The sequence below is a fragment of the Bradyrhizobium sp. TM233 genome (assembly GCF_036247965.1).
GTDB classification, from domain to species: domain Bacteria; phylum Pseudomonadota; class Alphaproteobacteria; order Rhizobiales; family Xanthobacteraceae; genus Bradyrhizobium; species Bradyrhizobium ottawaense.
Genome location: NZ_BTIG01000007.1, coordinates 411,026 through 434,939, shown reverse-complemented (window position 1 = coordinate 434,939; position 23,914 = coordinate 411,026). Strand labels below are relative to the sequence as shown.

Below are 23,914 nucleotides of genomic sequence, written 5' to 3'. Positions count from 1 at the left end.
TTCAGGGAGGATCACAATGCTGCTACGCGGCAAGACAGCCATCATCACCGGAGCGGCCTCGCCGCGGGGCATCGGCCTTGCAACGGCCCGCCGCTTTGCGGCCGAAGGCGCCCGGGTCGCCATTCTCGACATCGACGGTTCGGCCGCGGAAGCCGCCGCGCGCGGGCTCGAACCCGGCACTGGCGCGCCGCATCTTGGCCTCGCCTTGGACGTCACCGACAAGCAGGCCTGCATCAAGACCGTTGAAGCGGTCATCGCGAAATTCGGCCAGATCGACATCCTCATCAACAATGCGGGCGTGACGCAGCCGGTGAAGCTTCTCGACATCACCCCTGAAGATTGGGACCGCATCCAGGGCGTCAATTTGAAGGGCATCCTGTTCCTGTCGCAGGCGGTGATCCCGCATATGCGCAAGCGCAGGAGCGGGTCGATCGCGTGCATGTCGTCGGTCTCCGCCCAGCGCGGCGGCGGCATCTTCGGCGGACCGCATTACTCGGCAGCCAAGGCCGGCGTGCTCGGCCTCGCCAAGGCGATGGCCCGCGAATTCGGGCCCGACGGTATCCGCGTCAACTGCGTGACGCCGGGCCTGATCGGCACCGATATCACCGCGGGCAAGCTCACCGACGAGATGCGGACGAAGATTCTCGAAGGCATACCGCTCGGCCGCCTCGGCGAGGCCGCCGACGTCGCGGGCATCTACACTTTCCTCGCCTCGGACCTGTCGGCCTATGTCACCGGTGCGGTCATCGACGTGAACGGCGGCATGCTGATCCACTGAGCGAGGAGGAGATATACATGGCAAAACCGACACTCCCGAACGCGCCGACGCTGGCACAACGCGCCCGCAATATCCGCCGCAACGCCTTGCTGATGGGCGAGGTCCAGGGCCAGGGCTATATCGCCCAGGCGCTCGACATCGCCGACGTGCTGGCGGTGGCCTATTTCCACGCGATGCGCTTTCGCGCTGAAGATCCGGTCTGGGAAGGCCGCGACCGCTTTCTGCTGTCGAACGGACACTATGCGATCGCACTTTATGCGGCGCTGATCGAGGCCGGGGTCATTCCGGAAGCGGAACTCGCGACCTATGGCTTCGACGAGAGCCGTCTGCCGATGTCGGGCATGGCCTCCTACACCCCGGGCATGGAGATGTCCGGCGGCTCGCTCGGCCTTGGCCTTGGCATTGCCGTCGGCATGGCGCTCGGGCTGAAGCGCAAGAAATCGGCGGCGCGCATTTTCACGCTGTTCTCCGACGGCGAGCTCGACGAGGGCTCGAAATGGGAAGCCATCATGTCTGCTGCCCATCACAAGCTCGACAACATCATCGCAATCGTCGACGTCAACAATCAGCAGGCCGACGGTCCCTCCAAGCAGATGCTCGGCTTCGAGCCGCTGGTCGATAAGCTCGAGGCCTTCGGCTGGTTCGTGCAGCGCGTCGATGGCAACGATCTCGACGCAGTGGTGGGGGCTTTCGATGCCGCGACGGCGCATGCCGAGCCGAAGCCTCGCATGATCGTCGCCGACACGTTGATGGGCAGGGGCGTTCCCTTCCTGGAGCAGCGTGAGAAGAACCATTTCATTCGCGTCGAGCCGCATGAATGGCAGCTCGCGCTGTCTGCACTGAACGCGGGAGACCAGCCATGAAGTCCGCCGGATCGACCCCCTCGGCAAAGCCGCGCCTGACCACGTCGGCCATGATCGCCTCGATCGCAGCGGAGGGCCAGCGCACCAAGCCCGCGCCCTTCGGCCACGCGCTCGTCGAGCTCGCCCGCAGCCGCGAGGACGTGGTCGGCATGACCGCCGATCTCGGCAAATACACCGACCTGCACATCTTCGCGCAGGCTTTTCCCAATCGTTACTACCAGATGGGCATGGCCGAGCAGCTGCTGTTCGCCGCAGCCTCGGGGCTCGCCGCCGAAGGCTTCATGCCGTTCGCGACGACCTACGCGGTGTTCGCCTCGCGCCGGGCTTACGACTTCATCCACCAGACCATTGCGGAAGAAGACCGCAACGTGAAGATCGCCTGCGCGCTGCCCGGCCTGACCTCGGGCTATGGACCCAGCCACCAGGCGGCCGAGGATCTCGCCCTGTTCCGCGCGATGCCGAACATGACGGTGATCGATCCCTGCGATGCGCACGAGATCGAGCAGGTCGTGCCGGCGATCGCCGCGCATCGCGGACCGGTCTATATGCGCCTGCTGCGCGGACAGGTGCCGCTGGTGCTCGACGAGTACAATTACCGGTTCGAGCTCGGCAAGGCTGCGTTGCTTCGTGACGGTGGCGACGTCCTGATCATCTCCTCGGGCATCATGACCATGCGCGCGCTGGAGGCGGCCCAGGCCTTGTCGGACGACCGCATTGATGCGGCTGTCCTGCACGTTCCGACCATCAAGCCGCTCGACACCGAAGCGATCCTGCGCGAAGCGGGCAAGCCCGGCCGCCTCGTCGTCGTCGCCGAGAACCACACCGTGATCGGCGGGCTCGGCGAGGCCGTGGCGACGCTGCTGATGCGCGCGGGCGTTCATCCCGCGTTCCGGCAGATCGGACTTCCCGACGAGTTTCTCGCCGCCGGCGCGCTGCCGACGCTGCACGACCGCTACGGCATCTCGACCGCGGAAGTGAAGCGGCAGATCAAGGAGTGGCTGCGCTAGCGGCCCGCCTTCACGATCGAATCGACCGACATGCTTCGCAGCGCCGCTGCGAAGCACGACGGCTGCTGTCCAATGCCGGCGCATCGAGAGCCGGCCAGCAGCAACACGGGCGGTGAAGAGCCGCCTTTAGATCAACCAATCCATGCTCGACAGGAGGAAACGATGACCTTGCGCAAGCCGATAACTCTCAGCCGCCGCAAGTTGCTCATGGCCGGCGCCGCCGTGCCGCTATGTGCCATTCTCACCCGCCCGGCCTCGGCCGCGGAATTCACCTACAAGCTTGCGACGGGGCAGGATCCGACGCACCCCGTCAACATCCGCGCCAAGGAAGCTGCCGACCGCATTCGCGAGGCGACGAGCGGACGGCTCGAGATCAATCTGTTCCCGGCGAACCAGCTCGGATCGGATACCGACCTGTTGACGCAGGTCCGCAACGGCGGCGTCGAGTTCTTCAACCTGTCCTCGCTGATCCTCGCGACGCTGGTGCCGGCCGCAGGCATCGTCAACCTCGGCTTTCTCTTCACGAACTATGACGCGGTCTGGAAGGCGATGGATGGCGAGCTCGGCGCCTATATCCGCGCGCAGATCGCGCGGACGCCGATCATGGCGGTGTCGAGCCCCTGGGATAACGGCTTCCGCCACGTCACGTCGTCCGGCCGCGAGATCAGGACGCCGGACGATCTCAAGAACTTCAAGCTGCGCGTGCCGGCCGCTCCCAATCTGACGTCGTTGTTCCAGGCGCTCGGGGCAGGCCCCGCGCCGATCAATTTCAACGAGGTTTACTCCGCGCTCCAGACCAAGGTGGTCGACGGTCAGGAAAATCCGCTGCCGATCATCGCGACGGCCCGGCTGTACGAGGTGCAGAAGACCTGTTCCCTGACCGGGCATGTCTGGGACAATTACTGGATCCTCGGCAACAAGCGCGCCTTCGAAAAGCTGCCGAAGGATGTGCAGCAGATCGTCACACGCGAGCTGGATCGCTCGGCCAAGGACGAGCGTGCGGACGTCGCCAAGCTCAGCGAGTCCTTGCGCGCCGACCTGACCGCCAAGGGCATGCAGTTCATCGACGTCGACCGCGGCGCATTCCGCCAGGCCCTGGCGAAGACCAGCTTTTACGCCGACTGGAGGGCCAAGTTCGGCGATGAGGCCTGGACTCAGCTCGAGAAAGCGGCGGGCAAGCTGTCATGACCGCGATCAACCATATGCCTGGGATCGATCAGGGCGCCGCGGGTGCGGCGCCTCAATCCCGTGTGCACCGCTGGGCCGTCGCGGCCAACAAGGTGCTTGGTCATGTGGTTGCGATCCCGGCGGCGCTCCTGGTGCTCGCCGAGATCGTCGTTTTGTCGGCCGGCATCGTCGGACGATATGTCTTTCACGCTCCGATCATCTGGGCGGATGAGCTTGCCGGCATCCTGTTCCTGTGGCTCGCCATGCTGGGATCGGTGATCGCGTTCCAGCGCGGTGAGCACATGCGGATGACGGCCATCATCGGCATGCTCCGTCCCGACGCACGTGCCTTCCTGGACGTCGTTGCCGCCGCGGCATCGCTGGCATTCCTGCTGCTGGTGGTCCACCCTGCCTACGAGTTCGCGGCCGACGAGGTGTTCGTCACGACCCCGGCGCTCGAAATCGTCAACAGCTGGCGGGCTGCCGCGTTACCCGTTGGCATCGGATTGATGCTGGTCGCGGCGGTCCTGCGGCTCGCCCGCATCTCGAGCCTGCGCAGCCTGCTCGCGGCTGGGGCGCTCGTCGCCGGCATCATCGCCGCGCTCGTCCTCATCGCGCCGGTATTGAAACCGCTCGGCAATCTCAACCTGCTGATCTTCTTCGTGGTCATCGTCGGCGCCATGGTGCTGGCGGCGGTGCCGATCGCCTTTGCCTTCGGTCTTGCCACCGTCGGATATCTGGCGCTGACGACGAACACGCCCGATGCGGTCATCATTGGTCGCATGGACGAAGGCATGAGCCATCTGATCCTGCTGGCCGTGCCGCTCTTCGTGTTCCTCGGCCTGCTGATCGAGATGACCGGCATGGCGCGGGCCATGGTCGGCTTTCTCGCCAGCCTGCTCGGCCACGTGCGCGGCGGCCTGCATTATGTGCTGGTCGGCGCAATGTACCTGGTGTCGGGCATCTCCGGCTCGAAGGCGGCGGACATGGCCGCCGTGGCGCCGGTGCTGTTTCCGGAGATGACCAAGCGCGGCGCCAGGCCCGGTGATCTCGTGGCGCTGCTCGCGGCGACCGGGGCCCAGACCGAGACCATTCCGCCGTCGCTCGTCTTGATCACCATCGGCTCGGTGACGGGCGTGTCGATCGCGGCGTTGTTCACCGGGGGGCTGCTGCCCGGCATCGTGCTCGCCATCGGTCTCTGCGCCGTGGTCTGGTGGCGATACCGGGGCGAGGACCTGTCGCATGTGAAGCGGGCCACGGGGAGGGAGATCGGCCGCGCCTTCGTCATTGCCATCCCGGCAATGGCGCTGCCCTTCGTCATCCGCGCCGCGGTGGTCGAGGGCGTCGCCACCGCGACCGAAGTTTCGACCATCGGCATCGTCTACTCGGTGCTCACCGGGCTCCTGATTTATCGTCAGTTCTCCTGGCGCCGCCTCTACCCAATGCTGGTGGAGACCGCGTCATTGTCCGGCGCGATCCTGCTGATCATCGGCGCTGCGACAGGGATGGCGTGGGCTCTGACGCAATCGGGTTTCTCGGCCTCGCTTGCAAAGTTCATGACGGCGCTGCCGGGCGGAACGCCTGTCTTTCTCGGCGTGACGATCCTCGCCTTCGTCATTCTGGGCAGCGTGCTGGAAGGCATCCCCGCCATCGTCCTGTTCGGGCCGCTATTGTTTCCGATCGCCCGCCAGGTCGGCGTGCACGAAGTGCACTACGCGATGGTCGTCGTGCTCGCGATGGGTATCGGCCTGTTCGCCCCGCCATTCGGCGTCGGCTATTACGCGGCCTGCGCCATCAGCCGCATCAGTCCCGACGAGGGTATCAAGCCGATCGTCGGCTATATCGTGGCCCTGCTGATCGGCACGCTGATCGTCGCGGCGATCCCGTGGATCTCGACCGGCTTCCTGTGACGCGGAGCCGGGCGGCGCTCACCGCTGCCCGTCATGCACGGAGATCTCCGACGCCTTGAGGCCGCCGATGCGGGCGTGGGGGCGGCCGCCGGTCGCCATCACGAGGCCGAAGGCGATCTCGTCGCGCCGTGGCGCGTCCCACAGCGTCATCTCCGCGGTGCCGAAATGGCTGCGGACATAGGCGGCATGGATGTGGCCGAGCGGCACCATCAGGCGCGTGCCCGGACCGCCGATGGTCTTCGCCGCCGGCACGATTGCTTTGGGTTGACCCAGCACCTCGCGCATGCCGTGGCCGCCGGCTTCATGCCAGACGGCGCCATGCTCGAGCTCGCCGTCTTCGCCGACGATGATGCCCTTGCCATAGGCTTCGATCCGCGGCGCACCGCCGAGCTGTGCGATCAGCGCGCCAGCGAGCTCGCGCCCGAGCTCACGCAAGGCCGCCTGGAACGGCATCAGATCGGGCTCATAGCGGCCGGCGAAAGGATTGCGGATCACCGCGACGGCGGTTCCGACCAGCAGCGGCTTCTCCAGCCGTGGGCCGCGCTCATGCCAGATGGTCTCGACGCTGAGCGCGGTCTTGCGAATATCGTAGGACGACATGCTGAAGCTAGGCCTCGTCCACGACGGGATTGCTGAGCACGCCGATGTTCTCGATCTCGACCTCGACCAAATCGCCGGGCTTGAGGAAGATCGGCGGCTTGCGGGTGAAGCCGACGCCGGCCGGCGTGCCGGTGGCGATGACGTCGCCGGGCACGAGATCGAAGATCGTCGAGCAATATTCGATCAGCCGCGGAATCGAGAAGATCAGCATCGAGGTGTCGGAGGACTGCACGGTCGCGCCGTTGACGCGCGTCTCCAGCTTGAGCTTCGTGGGATCGCCGATCTCGTCCGGCGTGACCAGCCACGGTCCGAACGGGCCGGTGCCGACGAAGTTCTTGCCGGAGGCGATCTGCTGGGCGTGGCGCTGCCAGTCGCGCACGCTGACGTCGTTGTAGATCGAATAGCCCGCGACATGATTCCATGCATCGGTCTGGCTGATATGACGGCCGCCCTTGCCGATGACGACGGCGAGCTCGCCCTCCCAATCGAAATTGTCCGAGACCTTCGGCCGGATCACCGGCGCGTTGTGCGCAACCTGGGAACGCCAGACCCGCAGGAAGATCGGCGGAAATTCCGTGATCTCGCGCTTCATGCCGAACGCCACGGCTTCGTTGTGGTGGTCGAGATAATTGCGCACGGCGCAGACGATCTTCTCGGGCCGCGGGATCACCGGCAGGTATTTGACGTCGCTCAGCGCCAGCGTGGGCTTGTGCCCGGCGACGATCGCCTCGCGCTTGGCGTAGTCATCGCTGCCGAGAAAGTCCGCGAGCGTGGGGTACTGGGGCAGGGCGCGGCCCAGATCCACCACGCGGTTTTCGACAACGGCGCCCCAGCTTTCCCGATTTCCATCCAAGAACGACAGCAGCTTCATGATTTCGCCCTAACGGTTTCGATTTTCGATCTGATGTATTATTTTCGAAAATTAGGCCGGGCGCAAGCCCGCCCGCGTGAAGATGCAGGTCTCCTATTCGGCGTCGAGCAGATGGCCGGCGTATTTGGCGACGTTGTCGGAGGTCGAGCGGATATGGGTCTCGATCAACTGCACGGCGAGATCCGCGTTGCGTGAGATGGCGGCCTGCATGATCGCCTGGTGCTCGCCGGCCTTGTCGCGCGGGCGCGGCCTGAAATTGGCGGAGAGATGCCGGTAGCGTTCGGCACGGTCGAACAGCTCGGCGCGAATGGCGAGCAGCGTCGCCGAGCCGCAGGCGGAGACCAGCGCCTGGTGGAACTGGCGATGCGCGATCTTCCACTCGGGATCGCGCAGGGGATGCTCGGGATCGCGCTGCTCGATCCGCTTCAATCGGTGCAGTGTGGAGATCACGGCGATTTCCCAATCGTCATCGCCCCGCTCGATCGAGCGGCGGATCAATTCCACCTCGATCAGCACCCTTGCATCGGTGACCTCCACCAGATCCTGGCGGCTGACCGGCGCCACGCAAAAGCCGCGCTGCTCCTGGGCGTCGACCAGTCCTTCGGCTGCAAGCGCGGTCAGCGCCTCGCGCAGCGTGGTAAAACTCACGCCGAAGCGTTCGCGCAGCACGTCGAAGCGCAGCGGCTCGCCGGGCGGAAGGGCGCAGGCAATGATCTCCTCGCGCAGCCGATGCGTGATGTCGGCGGCGATGGTCTTGCCGAATTCCTTGCGGGGGCGGACGGCGCTCTCGGGCATGGGACCTGTCGCTGAATCGATGCCTCAACATGCCGCGCTAACGACCATCTTGCAATAATTTTCGTAAACGGTATGATTTTCGAAAATATAGTCCAGGGAGCGCGTGAAGTCATGAGGGCGGTGCTGGTGCGTCAGCCGGGTGGGCCGGATGCACTTGAGGTGGTCGAGCGTCCGGTGCCTCTGCCCGGAGCCGGCCAGGTGCAAATCCGGGCCGAGGCGTTCGGGGTCGGTCAACCCGACGTGCTGATCCGGCGCGGCGTCTACAAATGGATGCCGCCGCTGCCGGCCAATCCCGGCAACGACGTCGCGGGGCGCATTTCCGCGCTCGGGTCCGGCGTCGAGGGCTTTGCCATCGGCCAGAAGGTGCTGCTGAGCGCGCGCGATCTGTCCCAGCGCGGCGGCTGCTATGCCGATTACGTGGTCGCGCCCGCGGATGCCGTTCACGCGCTGCCGGACAATGTCGATCTGCAAGCGGCCGTGTGCTTGTCGAACTACCAGGTCGCTTACGCACTGCTGCACGAGTGCCGCCATCCGCGCGCGCCCGCAAGCGCGCTGGTGATTGGAGCTGCCGGCGGCGTCGGCACGGCGCTGGTGCAACTGGCCAAGCTTGCCGGGATGACCGTCATCGGCACGGTCTCCACCGAGGAGAAGGCCGCATTCGCCAGGGCGAACGGCGCCGATCACATCATCTTCTACCGAAGCGAGGATGTGGTGGCGCGCACCCGAGAGCTGACGAAGGGCGAGGGCGTCGGCCTCGTGCTCGATCACGTCTGCGGGCCCGAGTTCACCTCTTATCTCGGCGCGCTCGGCAAATGGGGCACGCTGCTGTCGTACAACGCCTTCGCCGGATTGCCGGAGGAGAATTTGATGGCGGCGATGCGCGATCATCTCGACATCTGTCCGGCGATACGCTGCTTCTCCTTCCACATCTACGATCACGATCGCGACGGCCGACGTGCCCTGATGCGCAGCGTGATCGAGGCCTTGAGCCGCAATGCGATCAAGCCGGCGATCTCGGCAGTGCTCAAGCTCGACGAGGTCAGCAAGGCGCATACGCTGCTGGAGCAGGGCTCCGCGCTCGGCAAGATCATCATGATTCCATGAGGGGGTGGACCGCACGATGAGCACACAAGCACCCATTGCACGCTTCACCCGGCTGCGGCACGCGACCTTCACCTCACCCGATCCGGAGCGGCTGCTCGATTACTACCGCGCCGTGATCGGACTTGGCCTTGTTGCCCGAGACGGAGACCGCCTGTTCCTCGCCAGTGATTCCGAGCAGCTCTCGCTGGTGATCGAGCCCGGCGACGCCGCGCTGAAGAGCATCGCGTTCGAAATATCGCCTGATGTCCAGCTGGAGGCGCTGGGCGCCACACTGAAGCAGGCGGATCTGCGGCCCGAGATCCACAGCGATTTTCTGCCCGGCGTGTCCAGGCTGCTCTCCTTCACCGATCCCGAAGGCACCCGGTTCGAGCTGATCCAGGGCTGGACGCCGACGCCCGCGCAGGAGCGGATCGGCGCGCTCGCGGTCGCCAAGCTCGGCCATGTCGCGCTGCGCACGCCCGATCCGCGCGCGGCCTCGGAGTTCTATGCCAAATTCATGGGCCTACGCGTCTCCGACTGGATCGAGGACCGCTTCGTCTTCATGCGCAGCGGCTTCGAGCATCACACGCTCAACTTCGCCCGCGCCCCGGTCCGCAGTCTTCATCACTTCGCCTTCGAGTTGCGCGGCCCCGCCCACATGCACCAGGCCTGCGACCATCTCGCGCGGCACAAGCTGCCGGTGCTCTGGGGACCGGTGCGTCATGGCCCCGGCCACAACACCGCGATCTACCACCGCAACCCCGATGGACATCTGGTCGAGCTGTTTTGCGATCTCGACCGGATGGTGGACGAGGAGCTCGGCTATTTCGAGCCGCGTCCCTGGCATCGCGATCGCCCGCAGCGGCCAAAAGTCTGGGTTGGGCTGCCGCGCGACGTCTGGGGCATGCCGCCGTCGCCTGAATGCACGGAGTTCGCGCGTTAGCGCGATCATGACTTGAAGACGCCGCACGCGCTGCGGCCAACGACATAACAATTGAGGGAGAAGCATCCATGCGAGGGATGAAGCGGCTTGCTGCGGCCATTTTTCTGTTCGGCGGTTGTCTGGTGACCGGCCCGGCATGGGCGGACAATTATCCGTCGCGTCCGATCCGCCTGCTGCATGGCTTTGCCGCCGGCGGCGCCGCCGACACGCTGTCGCGCATCATCGCCGACGGACTGTCGAAGAAGCTCGGGCAGCCGATCATCGTCGAGGCCAAGCCGGGTGCCGGAGGCAACATCGCGGCGGATGCGGTCGCCAAGGCGGCGCCCGACGGTTCCACGCTCGGCCTCGTCACCGGAGCGCACGCGATTTCCGCGGCGACCTACAAGAGCCTCGCCTATCAGCCGGCCGAAAGCTTCGAGATGGTCTCGACGCTGGTCTACTACGCGCTCGTCATCGCCGTGCGCAACGACTACCCCGCAAAATCGCTCGGCGAGCTCGTTGCCATGGCCAAGGCAAAGCCGGGTTCGCTCAGCTTCGGATCGGTCGGCTTCGGCAGCACGCATCATCTTGCGGGCGAATTGCTCAACGCCACAGCCGGCATCGAGATCGTGCACGTGCCGTATCGCGGCGATTCGCAGTCCACCACCGCGCTGCTCAGTGGCGACGTCCCGGTCGTCGTCGGCACGCCCGTCCTGCTCGCCCCGCAGATCCAGAGCGGCGCGATCCGCGGCTTGGCGGTGACGTCGCCGATGCGCACAACGCTGCTGCCGGACGTCCCGACGGTGCAGGAGGCTGGCATCAAGGGCTACGACGTGCGCACCTGGGCCGGCCTGCTGGCGCCCAAGGGCACGCCGCCCGCCATCATCGCCGCGCTCAATGCCGCGACGCTGGACGCGCTCGCCGACCCCGAGCTCAGGCAGCGGCTGGAGACGGCCGTCGGCGGTGAGGTCCGCGGCAGCTCGCCGGAGGAGATGAAGACGCTGATCGAGACCGAGATCGCCAAATGGACCGGCGTGGTGGAGCGGGCGAAGATCCCCAAGATCTGAGCTGAAGCCCGCAGGCGGCCCTCGCTCACGAATGCTTGACCGGGATCAACGAATGCCTCCGGCCTCGGAGTATGTTACTAGGGAGAACATTCCAGTCCGAAGGTAAGTCGATATTGATGCGCCTCGTCCGTACCATCCTGGCATTCGCGATCGCCATATCCTTGGCGATGCTGCCCGTTGGCGCGTCCGCATCCAGCCTTGCCATGTCGTCGGACGACATGCAGGCGACCATGCAGATGGGCAGCGACGCCGGGATGTCGATGGACGATTGTTGCCCCGACATGAAGGGGGCGCCCTCCCAGCCCGGCGGCTACAAATGCGGGATGGGCTTCTGCTGCGTCGGCGGCACCATCGCGCTCGATGCCATCAGGCCCGTCGTCTTCGGGCATTTCGCCGTAGCGGTGAGCACGATCGCCATCCCCGAGGATCAGGTCGTCTCCGTCCGCGGCAGCAGCCCTCCCTTCCGACCTCCTCGAATCTGATCTCGCAACAGCCGAACGCGTGCGGCACGCCTGCGCGCGACGACGACTGACGTGTGCGCCATGCGCCACGGCGAAAGATCAGATCATGAGGACAGGACAATGCTTTCCAAATTCAGCACCGCGGCGCTCGCCGCCACCCTTTCGCTTGCCGCTTCCGCCGCGGTGGCGGGCGCCGGCGATTACGCTTTCGAGCCCGTCACTGTGCAAATGAAGAAGGGCGACGACGTCACGCTCTCGGTTCGCCTGACCAACAAGCAGACCGGCAAGCCGGTCGCGGACGCCGTCATCTTCAAGACTCGCGTCGACATGGCCCCGGACGGCATGGCCGAGATGGAATCGGCGGTGGCGCCGCTGCCGTCGCAGGAGCCGGGCGTCTACGCCTTCCGGACGGACCTGCCGATGGCCGGCCGCTACCAGGTCACGCTGTCGGCCAAGGTGCAGGGCGAGGCGGAGACCGTCACCGGCAAGGTGGTCGTCACGGCGACCAAGTGAGCATGCGGACGCCGCGCGCGGCGTCCGACCTTCTCTTTCCCATTCACATGGACGCGCGCATCGCGCGCGAAGACACACCATGAAGACGCTGCGTCTCCTGACGATTCTCGCTCTCGGCGGTGGCCTCGCCCTGGGGGCGTACCGGTTCTCGAATGACAGCCGCTGGTCCGCTCATGCCGAGGTGACCCCGGCTGCGGCCCGGACGGAGCGAACTCCGCTCTATTACCGTGATCCCAGCGGCGCGCCGCTCTGGTCCGCCGCTCCGAGGAAGGACGACCGCGGGCGCGACTATCTGCCGGTCTACGATGACGAACAGGCGATTGCAGTGGCACCGAAGCCAGCGCAAGCGGCTTCCTCGCGAAAAATCCTCTACTACCGCAATCCCATGGGCCTGCCCGACACCTCGCCGGTGCCGAAAAAGGACCCGATGGGGATGAACTATGTCCCCGTCTACGAAGGCGACGAGGCCGACGACGGCACGGTCAAGCTGTCGCCGGGCAAGATCCAGCGCACCGGCGTCAAATCCGAGCCGGTCGTGCGACGGGCGATCCGCGTCACGGTCAAGGCACCCGGCACGATCCAGCTCGACGAGCGCCGCGTCTCGGTGATCGCGATGCGGGCCGAAAGTTTCGTGCAGAAGGTCGCCGACGTCACCACCGGCACGCGCGTGAAGGCGGGCCAGCCGCTGATGGAGATCTACAGTTCGGCGGTTGCGTCCGCGGCCGCGGAATATCTTGCGACGATCACCTCCAAGACGGTGGGCGGCGTCGAGGTCTATGGCCGCGGCTCGCGGCAACGGCTGGTCAATCTCGACGTCCCCGAGCAGGTCATCGCCGAAATGGAAAGGACGCGCGTTGCGCCCGTCACCATCCATTGGTCGGCGCCGCGCGAGGGCATCGTGCTCGAGCGCAGCGCGATCGAAGGCATGCGCGCCAATCCCGGCGACGTGCTGTTCCGCATTGCAGACACCTCGCTGGTCTGGGCGCTGGTCGACGTCGCCGAGCGCGATCTCGGCCATATCGCGGTCGGGCAGTCTGTGGCGGTGCGCGCGCGGAGCTTTCCCGGCCGTGTCTTCAGCGGCAAGATCGCAATCGTCTATCCGCAGGTGAACCGCGACACGAGGACGGTTCGCGTCCGGATCGAGCTTGCCAATCCCGATGCGGTGCTGCTGCCGGACATGTACGTCGATGCCGACATCGACACGGCTGATGCCGCGCCGGTGCTGGCGATCCAGGATAGCGCGGTGCTCGACACCGGCACGCGCCAGGCCGTCCTCGTCGACAAGGGGGAAGGGCGCTTCGAGCCGCGCGAGGTGAAGCTTGGCCGGCGCGGCGGCGGCTATATCGAGGTGCGCGAGGGGCTCGCAGACGGCGAGGCGGTGGTCACCTCCGCCACCTTCCTGATCGATGCGGAAAGCAATCTGAAGGCCGCGCTCAAGGGTTTTGCGGAAGGAGCGCCACAGGCGTCCGATGCGGACCATGCGACGGGAGAGCACAAATGATCGCCCGCATCATCGCCTGGTCGGCGCGCAATTTGCTGCTGGTGCTGTTCGGCACCGGCTTTGCGGCCGCCGCCGGCCTCTATGCGCTGATCCACCTGCCGCTGGACGCGATCCCGGATCTCTCCGACACCCAGGTCATCGTCTACACCGAATATCCCGGCCAGGCGCCGCAGGTGATCGAGGACCAGGTGACCTATCCCTTGACGACGGCGATGCTGACCGTGCCGAAATCGAAGGTCGTGCGCGGCTTCTCCTTCTTCGGCGCCTCGTTCGTCTACGTGATCTTCGAGGACGGCACCGACATCTATTGGGCGCGCTCGCGCGTGCTGGAATTTCTGAACGGCGCAGCATCGAGGCTTCCCGCCGGCGTCACCCCGACCATCGGGCCTGATGCGACCGGCGTCGGCTGGGTCTACCAATATGCGGTCCTGTCGAAGGAATTGAACCTGGCGGACACCCGCACGATCCAGGACTGGAATCTGAAGTTCGCGCTGGCCAAGGCCGAAGGCGTCGCCGAGGTCGCCAGCATCGGCGGCTTCGTCAAGCAGTACAACGTGGTGCTCGACCCGCAGCGGATGCGCGACCGCGGCATCAGCATGCAGAAGATCCGTGAGGCGATCCGCGCCAGCAACGCCGATGTCGGCGGACGCACCGTCGAGCTCGCCGAATTCGAATACGTCATCCGCGGCAAGGGCTACATCAAGAGCATCAACGATCTCGGCAACATCGTGCTGAAGACGAGCAATGGCACGCCGGTGCTGCTCCGCGACGTCGCCCATGTCGAGCTCGGGCCGGACGAGCGCAGGGGCATCACCGAGCTGAACGGCGAGGGCGAGGTCGCAAGCGGCATCGTGCTGCAGCGCTTCGGCGTCAACGCGCTCGACGTCATCGAGAACGTCAAGAAGCGGTTCAAGGAGATCGCGAGCAGCCTGCCGGCATCGGTCGAGATCGTGCCCGTTTACGATCGCTCGAACCTGATCTATGCGGCCATCGATACGCTCAAGCACACGCTGTTCGAGGAGAGCATCGTCGTCGCGCTGGTCTGCATCGTGTTCCTGCTGCACGTCCGCAGCGCGCTGGTCGCCATCCTGATGCTGCCGGTCGGCGTGCTGATGGCGTTCGGCGCCATGAAGCTGCTCGGTCTCGGCTCCAACATCATGAGTCTTGGCGGCATCGCGATTGCGATCGGCGCCATGGTGGATGCCGCCATCGTCATGATCGAGAACGCCCACAAGCATCTCGAACGCGCCAAGCCGGATCAGTCGCGCGTGCAGGTCCTGATCGATGCCGCCGCAGAGGTCGGCCCCGCGCTGTTCTTCAGCCTGCTGATCATCACCGTGTCGTTCATGCCGATCTTCACGCTGGAATCGCAGGAGGGACGGCTGTTCAGCCCGCTGGCGTTCACCAAGACGTTCTCGATGGCGGCCGCAGCCCTCTTGTCCGTCACGCTGGTGCCGGCGCTGATGGTGATCTTCGTCCGCGGCCGGATCGTCCCGGAGAGCCGGAATGTCATCAATCGTTTCCTGATCTGGATCTACCGGCCCGTGATCAAGGGCGTGCTTCGCGCCAAGACGCTTGTGATCCTGGCCTGCCTCGCAGTCCTGGCCGTCACGGCTTGGCCGGCGCGGCAGCTCGGCACCGAGTTCATGCCGGCGCTGAACGAGGGGACGCTGCTCTACATGCCGACGACGCTGCCCGGCATCTCGGTGACCAAGGCGGCCGAGTTGATGCAGACGCAGGACCGGATCATCAAGTCGTTCCCCGAGGTCGCCTCCGTCTACGGCAAGGCTGGAAGGGCGGCGACCGCGACCGATCCGGCCCCGACGGAAATGTTCGAGACGGTGGTCAATCTGAAGCCGAAGGAGACTTGGCGTCCCGGCGTCACCGTCGACAGTCTGATCGCGGAGATGGACAAGGCGCTGCAGTTTCCAGGCGTCTCGAACGCCTGGACCATGCCGATCAAGGCGCGCATCGACATGCTCTCCACCGGCATCCGCACGCCTGTCGGCGTCAAGGTCATGGGCACCGACCTCGTCGAGATCGACCGGCTGGCGCGGCAGGTCGAGCGGGTGATCAAAACCGTCCCGGGCACCTCGTCGGCCTACGCCGAGCGCGGCATCGGCGGCTATTATCTCGAGATCGTCCCGGACCGCGAGGCGCTCGCCCGCTACGGCATTTTGATCCAGGACGTTCAGGACACCATCGCGGCCGCGCTCGGCGGCCAGACGGTCACGACGACCGTGGAAGGCCGCCAGCGCTTCACGGTGAACATGCGCTACCCGCGCGACCTGCGCGACAATCCCAAGGCGATCGCTAGCGATATCCTGGTGCCGATGCCGGCGGGCGGCGCCGTGCCGCTCGGCGAGGTGGCGAAGGTCGAGCCGGCGCGCGGACCGACCTCGATCCGGACCGAGAACGGCCAGCTCGCGACCTACATCTACGTCGACATCCGCGATCGCGACATCGGCAGCTACGTCGCCGACGCGCAACGCGCGGTGACGGAGAGCATCCAGTTTCCCGCCGGCACCTACGTCGTCTGGAGCGGCCAGTACGAATATCTGCAACGTGCCGCCGCGCGGCTGAGGATCGTCGTGCCCGTGACGCTCACGATCATCTTCCTGCTGCTGTATCTGAACTTCAGGGCCCTGACCGAGACGCTGATCGTGATGCTGTCGCTGCCGTTTGCGCTGGTCGGCGGCATCTGGATGATGTGGTGGTTCGGCTTCAACCTGTCCGTCGCGGTCGCCGTCGGCTTCATCGCGCTTGCCGGCGTCGCCGCCGAGACCGGCGTCGTGATGCTGATCTATCTCGATCACGCGCTGGCCGAGATGAAGGCGCGGTGTGACGCCGAAGGCAGGATCTTCACCCGGCGCGATCTCCATGACGCCATCATGGTGGGCGCGGTCGAGCGCGTCCGCCCGAAGATGATGACGGTCGTCGCCATCATGGCGGGCCTGCTGCCGATCATGTGGAGCACCGGCGCGGGGTCCGAGATCATGCAGCGCATCGCGTTGCCGATGATCGGCGGGATGATCTCGTCGACATTGCTGACGCTGATCGTGATCCCGGCGATCTTCGGCCTGGTGAAGGGACGGGGGCTGCCGGGCGGCGAACAGCACGCGCTCGCCGCCGATCACGCCGTCGAGCCGGTGAGTGGAATGCACGCTCCGCAAGCCGCCGAATAGGGCGCAGTGCGCATCACGGGACGCTGTTCTGGTCGACAGTCTCTGTCAGCCGGAGCGCGTTCGCTGGCTCCGCAGCAGGCGGTGCTTCACCGTTCGTGCGATCGCCGCCGGCGCTTCCTCGGGGATCGCAAAGCAGGAACTCGCGTTGATCTCGCACAGCACGTAGGTGTCGGCGCCCGCCGCATCCGGCGGCCCGTACAGGAAATCCGCATCCCAGATCACCGGTAGTGACGGTGCATCGATACCGAGCGTTTCCATCATCTGCGGCGTCCATTCGTCCTCCATCGACCTTCGCAGCGCCTGGAACGGCGGAGCATAAGGCCCGTGCATGATGCGCGGCCCCGGTTGCGCCTCGGGTGCGTCGGGGCCTTCCGGCGGGATCAGGGCCTTGATCATTTGGTGCCCAAAGCCCGCGACCTTCGCGCCGCTCATGTAGCAGCGGATCATCCCGTCGGGCAGGCGAGGTTGAAACGCCTGGTCGATGATGCAGCCGCCCCATCCGAAATACGGCTCGCAGCGCGCCACCAAATCGTCGAACCTGATGTCCTCGGGCCGGCTCCCGCGCTGGGCATGGAGTACACGGACCGTCTCGTTCGTGTTCGGAAGCGCTTCGACCTTCCAGACCCCCTGGCCGCCATTGCCGCGATTTTGCTTGAGCACGCGAGGGCCGTTCGCCCGAAGGCGCGGGGGAAATTCGGCGCGGAACGCCGCGGCGGTGTCATAGCGATGCGTATCGGTGCCCCAGCCGAGATGACGGGTCCGGCAGAGCACCTCCTTGACGCCCATCTTCAGGATCACGTCGGGATGAGCGCTCACCCAGGGACCTCGCGCCGCGACGTCGCGCAGCAGGGGATCGAGGTCAGCGCGCGTCTTGCCCTGGTGGATCGGATCGACCCAGACGAGCACGCCGTCGGCCGCGAGCAGTTGATCGCGGACTGCACCTGCGAAGCTTTCGTCGTAGATCACGGGGTGCGCGTCGATGCCGAGGGCGGCGAGGGCCTCGAAGATGCGGACGAAGCGACTGTTTTGCGCCGTCGTGTCGCGGCGCGCGGCGGCATCGCCGCGTGAGAGGATGGCCAGTGTTTGGCGGGGGGAAAGGTGTCGTTCGGTGTCCATGCGCAAGCTCCACGAATGGCGTGCTGCGCAGAGCTTGGACCGGGGTCTCACGGGGAGTCTGCTTCGTCCCCACGTGACGAACCCTAATGAGATCGTCCGGTCGTTTCAAGATGCCGGTTGGCGCGGTTCCGTTCCGAGTGAACTCTTCGTGACGCGCGCCTCGCCCATGTGCGGGTTGACAGCTGGGCCACCTGGGTTTCTATTCGTCGCGACGGGGATTTGCGATCTCCCCGCGAGGCGACATGCCCAAGAATCGCGTCCTGATCACCAAGGGCGCAGCATGTCATCGTTTCGCAATCTCATCAGACAAATCGTGATTTTTCATTCGTGCGCGGTGGCCGCGCCGATGTGCGTTGGCATCATCCCGTCGCACCGCGCCGCGCCGAAAACGACATCACCTGGGGCAGGAGACGCCAGGAGAATGTCATGCGGACAAAGGTCATCTTTCACACAATCCTCTTTCTGGCGATCGCCAGCGGGCTGTCGAGCGCACGCGCTCTGACACAAGAGGAGGTCGTCGCCAAAATCCAGGCGGCCGGCTACACGCAGGTCAGCGATATCAAGTCGACCGCCGAGGGCATGACTGCAAAAGCCGTGAAGAACGGCAAGGACGTGCGGCTCGTCGTCGACAGCGCCGGCCAGATCAAGGAACAGAAATGAGACGCTGACGGCTGAAATCCAGCTCGAGGAGCAGAGCAATGCGAAAGACCATCTCGGCGCTGATCGGCGTCAGTGCCTGCCTCATCGCGGGCGCTCATGCGCAGGATCTCGATTGGAATAAGGTTGACGAGACGCTGGGCCGCAAGCCCACCGTCGCGGACGATGTCCACCGCTACGGCTTTCCCCGCACCGATCTCACCGTGACTTTGGACGGGGTGACGATCAAGCCGGCGCTGGCGCTCGGCGGCTGGCTCGCGTTCAAGCCCGCGCATGGCGGTGCCATGGTCATGGGCGACCTCGTGCTCCTCGAGACCGAGATCAATCCCGTGATGGCGAAGATGATCGCGAGCGGTCTCGAGATCACCGCCGTGCACAATCATCTGCTGCGCGCGAGCCCGGCGACGTTCTACATGCACGTCGCTGGACACGGAGACCTCGTCAAGCTGGCTTCGGCGATCCACGATGCGCTGGCCGAAAGCAAGACCCCCTTGACGGTCTCGGCGCCGGCGGGCCCGCCGCCTGCCATCGACCTCGACACGGCAAAGCTCGATCAGATCATCGGCGTCAAGGGGCAGGCCAACGGCGGCGTCTACCAGTTCAACGTGAAACGGCGCGACCCGATCACGGCGGACGGCATGTTGCTGACCCCCGTCGGCGCGATGGGCGTTGCGATCGCCATCAACTTCCAGCCGACCGGAGGCGGCAAGGCCGCCATCACCGGCGATTTCGTGCTGAGCAGCGACGAGGTGAATCCTGTCATCGTGGCGCTGCGGACGCACGGCATCGAGGTGACAGCGCTGCACAGCCACATGCTGGACGAGCAGCCGCGCCTGTTCTTCATGCATTTCTGGGCCAACGACGACGCGGTCGAGCTGGCGAATGGCTTGCGTGCCGCGCTCGACAAGACGGCCAGCACGAAGAGCTGATGCGAAGCTGTGCCGGCATCACCGTCCGCCGCTATGGCTGCGGCGGATAGCGTTCGAACGTCGGCAGTTCGTGCGCATGCTCCATCCAGCGAAGCCGCTCGGCGACCTGGATGTGCATCGTCGCCGGCACGGCATCGGGATCATCGTAGGTCGCGCTCTGGATGTCGATGATTCCGGGCAGCATGTCGGCATTGATATAGAACAGGCCGGTGCCGCAATGGCCGCAAAAGTGCCGCCGGCCGTGTTCGGAGGAGTGGTAGGCCTTGGGCTCGCCCCTGGTCACCTTGAGAGCGCTCTCCGGATACATCGTCCAGCCGACGACCGGAGCGCCGGCGTGGAGCCGGCAGTCGCGGCAGTGGCATAGCGCATGCACGATCGCGTCGCCCTCGACCTGATAACGGATTGCGCCGCAGTGACAGCCGCCGGTGATGGTGCTCATGCGTTCCTCCGATGCAAGGCGGTATCGCAGATCGATAGCTCTTGAGATGTGCGGCTTCAACGACGCAAGCGATTTGAAGTTGCGTCCTACTGTCGCCTGACAGCTGCTGCCATGGGCGCCGGGGAACCGGTCGTGAAGGCGAAGCGGAATCGGCTGTCGAGCTTACAATCTGGCGCAGGCTACTCGATCACCTTGTCGGCCATGATCAATACGTTTTCCGGAATTGAAAGGCCGAGCGCCTTTGCGGTTCGCAGGTTGATTGCAAACACGAATTGGGTCGGCTGTTCGACAGGTATCTCGGCAGGATTTCCACCCTTGAGAATGCGGTCGACATAGTGCGCGGCCTTGACGAACAGCGGCAGGATGTCCGGGCCGTAACTCATGAGACCGCCCAATTCCGTGTAGCTGTTGACCTGAAAAACTGAAGGCAGCTGGTATTCGAGCGCGATGGAAGGAAGCGAAGGTCTGATTGGGTCGGCAAGCACATAGACGACGTCGCAGCCCGCGTCGCTCATGTCCTGATAGGCCTTCTTCACGTCCTCCGGGTTTGGTGCGATATAGCGATCCGCCGAAATCCCGATCTTCGCTGCAGCATGACGGGCAACCTCGAACAGCGCGGGGTGTGTCGGGTTATTGGACGTGAGGACTCCAAGCGTCCTGACGTTCGGGAAGACGAGCCGAACGATGTCGAGCGTCTTGGCGGTGAGGTCGCCGAACATGTTGGCGACGCCCGTGATGTTGCCGCCGGGCTTGGCGAAACTCTTCACGAAGCCGGAGCCAATCGGGTCAGTCGACGGCGACATGACGATCGGGATGGTCGATGTGGCCTTCTGGGCGACGGCTATCGCGGGAGTGGCCTCGGCTATGATGACGTCGGGCTTCGACTGGAGAAGCTGCCGCATCAATTCCGGGAGCGCCGAATAACGGCCCTCCGCCTCGCGAACATCGAAAACGAGATTCTTGCCTTCCTCGTAGCCGAGGGAGCGGAGCGTATCCTTGATGACGGGAGCCGTGGCCGAGCTTCTCCCAGACACCAGATAGGCCACGCGCCAGATGCGGGATCGTTGCGCAGCTGCTTTTTGCGTTGCCAAACCCAAGCAGCCGAGGAGCACCACGCGACGGGAGATTGTGCGATGCATGACGTTTGCTCGCGAACTTGCAGAGACGTAATGCTAACATGCCGTTGGAATCCCGCCAGCGGCTTTTGGGGCTTCCCGCAGCCTTCCCGGCGGAGCCAGCCTATCGCGCTTCGACCACTTCGCCGTCTTCCTTCACGAAGCGGCCGACGGGATGATCCAGCAGATCGATGACTGCTTCGGAGGGGCGGCACAATCGCGTGCCCTTCGCCGTCACCACGATCGGGCGGTTGATCAGGATGGGATGCGCGAGCATCTGATCGATCAGCTCGTCATCGGTCCATTTGGGATCATCGAGGCCGAGGTCGCGAAACGGCGTGCCCTTCTCGCGCAGCAGCGCGCGGACGGGAATGCCCATCGCCTTGACGAGCTCGACCAGCTTCTCGCGGGACGGCGGCGTCTTCAGATATTCGATGACGACGGGCTCGGCGCCGCTCTGCCGGATCATCGCCAGCGTGTTGCGGGAGGTGCCGCAGTCGGGGTTGTGGTAGATCGTGACGCTCATGGTCGGTCTCCATGCCTCACCGGTGGGCTTCCAGTGCCTTCGGGACTTTGCCGGCGCCGGCTTCGTACCAGCCCCTTGTCGCCTTGACGATGCGGACGACGGACAGCATCACTGGGACCTCGACGAGAACGCCGACCACGGTCGCCAGCGCAGCGCCGGAGTCGAGGCCAAACAAGCTGATCGCGGCGGCGACCGCCAGCTCGAAGAAGTTGCTCGCGCCGATGAGAGCGGCCGGAGCGGCAACGCACCAGGCCACGCCGAACCGCCGGCTCAGCCAATAGGCGAGGCCCGCATTGAAATAAACCTGCACCAGAATCGGCACGGCAAGGATGGCGATGACGAGCGGTTGCCGGACGATCTGCTCGCCCTGGAAGCCGAACAGCAGCACCAATGTGGCGAGGAGCGCAACCAGCGACACAGGCTGCAGCATCCGCATGGCGCGGTTGAAGCCGTCGTCGCCTCCGCGCAGCAGCACCTTGCGCCACAGCTGAGCGACGATCACGGGAACCACGATATAGAGCAGAACGGAGAGCAGCAGCGTGCCCCAGGGGACACTGATCGAGGCCACGCCAAGCAGCAGTCCCACCAGCGGCGCGAACAGGAACACCATGATCACGTCGTTCAGGGCGACCTGGCTCAGCGTGTAATGAGGCTCCCCCTCGCACAAATTGGACCACACGAACACCATCGCGGTGCAAGGCGCCGCCGCCAGCAGGATCAAGCCGGCGATGTAGGACGAGATCTGGCCGGACGGCAGCCACGGTGCGAAGAGGTGGCCGATGAAGAAAGAGCCCAGCAGCGCCATCGAGAACGGTTTTACGGCCCAATTGATGAAAAGGGTGACGCCGACGCCGCGCCAGTGCTTCCGCACCTCGCCCAACGCGCTGAAGTCGATCTTCAGCAGCATGGGCACGATCATCAGCCAGATCAGCACCGCGACCGGCAGGTTGACCTTGGCGACCTCGGCGGCTGCGATCGCGCCGAAGAAACCGGGCAGGACGTGTCCCAGCGCCACCCCGACGACGATGCACAGCGCAACCCACAGAGTGAGGTATCGTTCGAAGATGCTCATTGTCACGCCACGTCGCTTCTGCCTGATGTCGCGCCGTCCGAGCGGCCGATCTCGCGCAGCCTGGTGCCGAGCGAGAGCTTGTCGATGCTCCTCAGCGGCAGGTTCACGAAGGTGTCGATCCGGTTCTTGAGATAGCGGAACGCAGTGACGAACGCCGCCTGCCTCTCCAGCTCGGAACCTTCGGCCGCGGCAGGATCCTCAATGCCCCAATGCGCCGTCATCGGCTGGCCCGGCCAGATCGGGCAGGCTTCACCCGCGGCGTTGTCGCAGACGGTGAAGACGAAATCCATCACGGGCGCATCGGCGCTTGCGAACTCCAGCCAGCTCTTCGAGCGCATCCCGTCGACGGGATAGTCCATGCTCTCAAGCGTGCGCAGCGCGAGCGGATGCACCGCGCCCTTTGGCGCGCTGCCGGCGGAAAAGGCCCGAAACCGGCCGGCGCCGTCTTTCCAAAGGATCGACTCGGCCAGGATGGATCGAGCCGAATTGCCGGTGCACAGAAACAGCACGTTGTAGATTTGGTCAGGCACGGCTTCGCTCCTTCCGTTTTGGCGCGCAGCAGGATTGCAGTGTCTCGACGACGGGATCGCAGACCTCCGGCCTCCCGCCGCAGCAATCGCGCAGCAGGAAAACGGCGACGTCGCGGAATTCGCCGAGATTGGCGCGGTAGACGATCGAGCGGCTGTGCCGCTCGGAGGAGACGAGGCGCGCCCGGGTCAGGATCGCCAAATGCGCGGACAGCGTGTTCTGGGGAACTTCCAGCAGACGGGCGAGGTCGCCCGCTGCAAGGCCGTCGGGCTCGTGCCTGACCAGCGTCCGGAATGCCTCCAGGCGGGTCGGTTGGGCCAGTGCGGCGAGGGCGAGGACCGCTTCTTCGTTTTCCATATATCCAGATTTATGGAAATATAGACGGGCCGTCAATCTGAATCTGGTATGCCGGTCGGACCATAATTCGAATATTCTAGAAATACGGTTTGACAACCGGCATGAACGAGCGCAGCCTGGCACCATGAAGATCGCCGACGCAGCAGCACGTCTGGAGGCCCTGGGCAATCAGACCCGGCTTCAAATCTACCGGGCCCTGGTCCGGGCCGGACACGCGGGCATGCCTGTCGGCCGCCTGCAGGACAAGCTGAAGATCCCGGCCTCGACGCTGTCGCATCACATCAAGACCCTGGTTGCGGTCGGGCTCGTCAGCCAGGTCAGGGAATCGACGACCCTGATCTGCCACGCAAACTTTGACGCGATGCGGGGCTTGGTGGATTTCCTGGCGGCGGAGTGCTGCGCCGACGAAGCCGGATGCAAAGGTGCGCAAACGGCCGCGTGATTGATTTGTT

At 65.2% G+C, this 23,914-nt stretch carries 25 protein-coding genes; 15 read left to right on the top strand and 10 right to left on the bottom strand.

What is annotated here, in order from left to right; translation table 11 throughout:
* Positions 1 to 16 precede the first annotated feature (16 nt).
* The 5 genes from AABA86_RS16665 (at position 17) to AABA86_RS16645 (ending at position 5,725) form a co-directional block, all read left to right on the top strand.
* The gene (locus tag AABA86_RS16665; protein WP_212251450.1) at positions 17 to 778 is read left to right on the top strand and encodes an SDR family NAD(P)-dependent oxidoreductase; all 762 of its coding nucleotides are present in this window, start codon (positions 17 to 19) and stop codon (positions 776 to 778) included.
* Positions 779 to 795: 17 nt separating this feature from the next.
* Positions 796 to 1,641 carry a transketolase gene (locus AABA86_RS16660; protein ID WP_212251452.1) on the top strand — a complete coding sequence of 282 codons (846 nt, stop codon included), beginning with the start codon at positions 796 to 798 and terminating at the stop codon, positions 1,639 to 1,641.
* Entirely contained in the window at positions 1,638 to 2,648 is a 1,011-nt protein-coding gene (locus AABA86_RS16655) for a transketolase family protein (protein ID WP_038947835.1), read from the top strand. Before AABA86_RS16660 ends, AABA86_RS16655 begins: the two co-directional genes overlap by 4 nt.
* 162 nt (positions 2,649 to 2,810) lie before the next feature.
* Entirely contained in the window at positions 2,811 to 3,836 is a 1,026-nt protein-coding gene (locus tag AABA86_RS16650) for a TRAP transporter substrate-binding protein (protein WP_028142961.1), read from the top strand.
* Positions 3,833 to 5,725, top strand: a complete 1,893-nt coding sequence (locus AABA86_RS16645; protein ID WP_212251454.1) for a TRAP transporter large permease — start codon at positions 3,833 to 3,835, stop codon at positions 5,723 to 5,725. Before AABA86_RS16650 ends, AABA86_RS16645 begins: the two co-directional genes overlap by 4 nt.
* Positions 5,726 to 5,743: 18 nt before the next feature.
* Here AABA86_RS16645 and AABA86_RS16640 read toward each other — a convergent pair whose 3' ends face one another.
* The 3 genes from AABA86_RS16640 to AABA86_RS16630 all read right to left on the bottom strand — a co-directional run bounded on the left by AABA86_RS16640 (position 5,744) and on the right by AABA86_RS16630 (position 7,991).
* Positions 5,744 to 6,325, bottom strand: a complete 582-nt coding sequence (locus AABA86_RS16640) for an amino acid synthesis family protein (protein WP_028142963.1) — start codon at positions 6,323 to 6,325, stop codon at positions 5,744 to 5,746.
* Positions 6,326 to 6,332: 7 nt separating this feature from the next.
* Entirely contained in the window at positions 6,333 to 7,196 is an 864-nt protein-coding gene (locus AABA86_RS16635) for a fumarylacetoacetate hydrolase family protein (RefSeq protein ID WP_338307564.1), read from the bottom strand.
* 93 nt (positions 7,197 to 7,289) lie between these two features.
* Entirely contained in the window at positions 7,290 to 7,991 is a 702-nt protein-coding gene (locus tag AABA86_RS16630; protein ID WP_338307563.1) for a GntR family transcriptional regulator, read from the bottom strand.
* Positions 7,992 to 8,102: 111 nt separating this feature from the next.
* Here AABA86_RS16630 and AABA86_RS16625 point away from each other — a divergent pair, with 111 nt between their 5' ends.
* From AABA86_RS16625 to AABA86_RS16595, 7 genes are all read left to right on the top strand, one after another.
* Positions 8,103 to 9,095, top strand: coding sequence for a zinc-dependent alcohol dehydrogenase family protein (locus AABA86_RS16625; RefSeq protein WP_338307562.1), 993 nt, complete (start codon positions 8,103 to 8,105; stop codon positions 9,093 to 9,095).
* Positions 9,096 to 9,111: 16 nt separating this feature from the next.
* Positions 9,112 to 10,017, top strand: a complete 906-nt coding sequence (locus tag AABA86_RS16620) for a VOC family protein (protein WP_338307561.1) — start codon at positions 9,112 to 9,114, stop codon at positions 10,015 to 10,017.
* Positions 10,018 to 10,085: 68 nt separating this feature from the next.
* Entirely contained in the window at positions 10,086 to 11,063 is a 978-nt protein-coding gene (locus AABA86_RS16615; protein WP_338307560.1) for a tripartite tricarboxylate transporter substrate binding protein, read from the top strand.
* 116 nt (positions 11,064 to 11,179) lie between these two features.
* On the top strand, positions 11,180 to 11,545 hold the full coding sequence (locus tag AABA86_RS16610; RefSeq protein WP_338307731.1) for a hypothetical protein: 366 nt from the start codon (positions 11,180 to 11,182) through the stop codon (positions 11,543 to 11,545).
* 99 nt (positions 11,546 to 11,644) lie between these two features.
* Positions 11,645 to 12,037: a FixH family protein gene (locus AABA86_RS16605; RefSeq protein ID WP_338307559.1), complete on the top strand. Its 393-nt coding sequence runs from the start codon at positions 11,645 to 11,647 to the stop codon at positions 12,035 to 12,037.
* 79 nt (positions 12,038 to 12,116) lie between these two features.
* The gene (locus tag AABA86_RS16600; protein ID WP_338307558.1) at positions 12,117 to 13,538 is read left to right on the top strand and encodes an efflux RND transporter periplasmic adaptor subunit; all 1,422 of its coding nucleotides are present in this window, start codon (positions 12,117 to 12,119) and stop codon (positions 13,536 to 13,538) included.
* Complete coding sequence (locus AABA86_RS16595; RefSeq protein WP_338307557.1) at positions 13,535 to 16,723, top strand: efflux RND transporter permease subunit; 3,189 nt, start codon at positions 13,535 to 13,537, stop codon at positions 16,721 to 16,723. Before AABA86_RS16600 ends, AABA86_RS16595 begins: the two co-directional genes overlap by 4 nt.
* A 45-nt stretch (positions 16,724 to 16,768) precedes the next feature.
* On the opposite strand, the gene AABA86_RS16590 is transcribed toward AABA86_RS16595, so the two are convergent.
* A complete protein-coding gene (locus AABA86_RS16590; RefSeq protein ID WP_338307556.1) occupies positions 16,769 to 17,839 on the bottom strand; it encodes a Cj0069 family protein in 1,071 nt (356 codons plus the stop codon).
* Between the two features lie 426 nt (positions 17,840 to 18,265).
* On the opposite strand from AABA86_RS16590, the gene AABA86_RS16585 reads away from it, so the two are divergent.
* Positions 18,266 to 18,499, top strand: a complete 234-nt coding sequence (locus AABA86_RS16585; RefSeq protein WP_038971518.1) for a hypothetical protein — start codon at positions 18,266 to 18,268, stop codon at positions 18,497 to 18,499.
* A gap of 38 nt (positions 18,500 to 18,537) precedes the next feature.
* Positions 18,538 to 19,425, top strand: a complete 888-nt coding sequence (locus tag AABA86_RS16580) for a DUF1259 domain-containing protein (protein ID WP_338307555.1) — start codon at positions 18,538 to 18,540, stop codon at positions 19,423 to 19,425.
* 31 nt (positions 19,426 to 19,456) lie between these two features.
* Here AABA86_RS16580 and AABA86_RS16575 read toward each other — a convergent pair whose 3' ends face one another.
* The 6 genes from AABA86_RS16575 to AABA86_RS16550 form a co-directional block, all read right to left on the bottom strand.
* On the bottom strand, positions 19,457 to 19,864 hold the full coding sequence (locus AABA86_RS16575) for a GFA family protein (protein WP_338307554.1): 408 nt from the start codon (positions 19,862 to 19,864) through the stop codon (positions 19,457 to 19,459).
* 179 nt (positions 19,865 to 20,043) lie between these two features.
* Complete coding sequence (locus AABA86_RS16570; protein ID WP_338307553.1) at positions 20,044 to 20,979, bottom strand: ABC transporter substrate-binding protein; 936 nt, start codon at positions 20,977 to 20,979, stop codon at positions 20,044 to 20,046.
* A 124-nt stretch (positions 20,980 to 21,103) separates the two neighbouring features.
* Positions 21,104 to 21,505: an arsenate reductase (glutaredoxin) gene (gene arsC, locus AABA86_RS16565; protein WP_338307552.1), complete on the bottom strand. Its 402-nt coding sequence runs from the start codon at positions 21,503 to 21,505 to the stop codon at positions 21,104 to 21,106.
* 16 nt (positions 21,506 to 21,521) lie between these two features.
* Positions 21,522 to 22,577: an ACR3 family arsenite efflux transporter gene (gene arsB / locus AABA86_RS16560; RefSeq protein WP_338307551.1), complete on the bottom strand. Its 1,056-nt coding sequence runs from the start codon at positions 22,575 to 22,577 to the stop codon at positions 21,522 to 21,524.
* A 2-nt stretch (positions 22,578 to 22,579) separates the two neighbouring features.
* Positions 22,580 to 23,107, bottom strand: a complete 528-nt coding sequence (locus AABA86_RS16555) for an arsenate reductase ArsC (protein ID WP_212251485.1) — start codon at positions 23,105 to 23,107, stop codon at positions 22,580 to 22,582.
* A complete protein-coding gene (locus tag AABA86_RS16550; RefSeq protein ID WP_338307550.1) occupies positions 23,100 to 23,462 on the bottom strand; it encodes an ArsR/SmtB family transcription factor in 363 nt (120 codons plus the stop codon). The genes AABA86_RS16555 and AABA86_RS16550 overlap by 8 nt, the downstream gene beginning before the upstream one ends.
* Before the next feature lie 124 nt (positions 23,463 to 23,586).
* On the opposite strand from AABA86_RS16550, the gene AABA86_RS16545 reads away from it, so the two are divergent.
* Positions 23,587 to 23,904: an ArsR/SmtB family transcription factor gene (locus AABA86_RS16545; RefSeq protein WP_212251489.1), complete on the top strand. Its 318-nt coding sequence runs from the start codon at positions 23,587 to 23,589 to the stop codon at positions 23,902 to 23,904.
* Positions 23,905 to 23,914: the final 10 nt, after the last annotated feature.

Bases quoted from the DNA above. Each gene is read 5' to 3' on its own strand.
- AABA86_RS16635 (WP_338307564.1), bottom strand. From the start codon at position 7,196: ATGAAGCTGCTGTCGTTCTTGGATGGAAATCGGGAAAGCTGGGGCGCC.
- AABA86_RS16590 (WP_338307556.1), bottom strand. From the start codon at position 17,839: ATGGACACCGAACGACACCTTTCCCCCCGCCAAACACTGGCCATCCTC.
- AABA86_RS16600 (WP_338307558.1), top strand. From the start codon at position 12,117: ATGAAGACGCTGCGTCTCCTGACGATTCTCGCTCTCGGCGGTGGCCTC.
- arsC (WP_338307552.1), bottom strand. From the start codon at position 21,505: ATGAGCGTCACGATCTACCACAACCCCGACTGCGGCACCTCCCGCAAC.
- AABA86_RS16625 (WP_338307562.1), top strand. From the start codon at position 8,103: ATGAGGGCGGTGCTGGTGCGTCAGCCGGGTGGGCCGGATGCACTTGAG.
- AABA86_RS16550 (WP_338307550.1), bottom strand. From the start codon at position 23,462: ATGGAAAACGAAGAAGCGGTCCTCGCCCTCGCCGCACTGGCCCAACCG.
- AABA86_RS16655 (WP_038947835.1), top strand. From the start codon at position 1,638: ATGAAGTCCGCCGGATCGACCCCCTCGGCAAAGCCGCGCCTGACCACG.
- AABA86_RS16575 (WP_338307554.1), bottom strand. From the start codon at position 19,864: ATGAGCACCATCACCGGCGGCTGTCACTGCGGCGCAATCCGTTATCAG.
- AABA86_RS16610 (WP_338307731.1), top strand. From the start codon at position 11,180: ATGCGCCTCGTCCGTACCATCCTGGCATTCGCGATCGCCATATCCTTG.
- AABA86_RS16595 (WP_338307557.1), top strand. From the start codon at position 13,535: ATGATCGCCCGCATCATCGCCTGGTCGGCGCGCAATTTGCTGCTGGTG.
- AABA86_RS16630 (WP_338307563.1), bottom strand. From the start codon at position 7,991: ATGCCCGAGAGCGCCGTCCGCCCCCGCAAGGAATTCGGCAAGACCATC.
- AABA86_RS16660 (WP_212251452.1), top strand. From the start codon at position 796: ATGGCAAAACCGACACTCCCGAACGCGCCGACGCTGGCACAACGCGCC.
- AABA86_RS16545 (WP_212251489.1), top strand. From the start codon at position 23,587: ATGAAGATCGCCGACGCAGCAGCACGTCTGGAGGCCCTGGGCAATCAG.
- AABA86_RS16585 (WP_038971518.1), top strand. From the start codon at position 18,266: ATGCGGACAAAGGTCATCTTTCACACAATCCTCTTTCTGGCGATCGCC.
- AABA86_RS16645 (WP_212251454.1), top strand. From the start codon at position 3,833: ATGACCGCGATCAACCATATGCCTGGGATCGATCAGGGCGCCGCGGGT.
- AABA86_RS16580 (WP_338307555.1), top strand. From the start codon at position 18,538: ATGCGAAAGACCATCTCGGCGCTGATCGGCGTCAGTGCCTGCCTCATC.
- AABA86_RS16640 (WP_028142963.1), bottom strand. From the start codon at position 6,325: ATGTCGTCCTACGATATTCGCAAGACCGCGCTCAGCGTCGAGACCATC.
- AABA86_RS16650 (WP_028142961.1), top strand. From the start codon at position 2,811: ATGACCTTGCGCAAGCCGATAACTCTCAGCCGCCGCAAGTTGCTCATG.
- AABA86_RS16605 (WP_338307559.1), top strand. From the start codon at position 11,645: ATGCTTTCCAAATTCAGCACCGCGGCGCTCGCCGCCACCCTTTCGCTT.
- AABA86_RS16665 (WP_212251450.1), top strand. From the start codon at position 17: ATGCTGCTACGCGGCAAGACAGCCATCATCACCGGAGCGGCCTCGCCG.
- AABA86_RS16620 (WP_338307561.1), top strand. From the start codon at position 9,112: ATGAGCACACAAGCACCCATTGCACGCTTCACCCGGCTGCGGCACGCG.
- arsB (WP_338307551.1), bottom strand. From the start codon at position 22,577: ATGAGCATCTTCGAACGATACCTCACTCTGTGGGTTGCGCTGTGCATC.
- AABA86_RS16615 (WP_338307560.1), top strand. From the start codon at position 10,086: ATGCGAGGGATGAAGCGGCTTGCTGCGGCCATTTTTCTGTTCGGCGGT.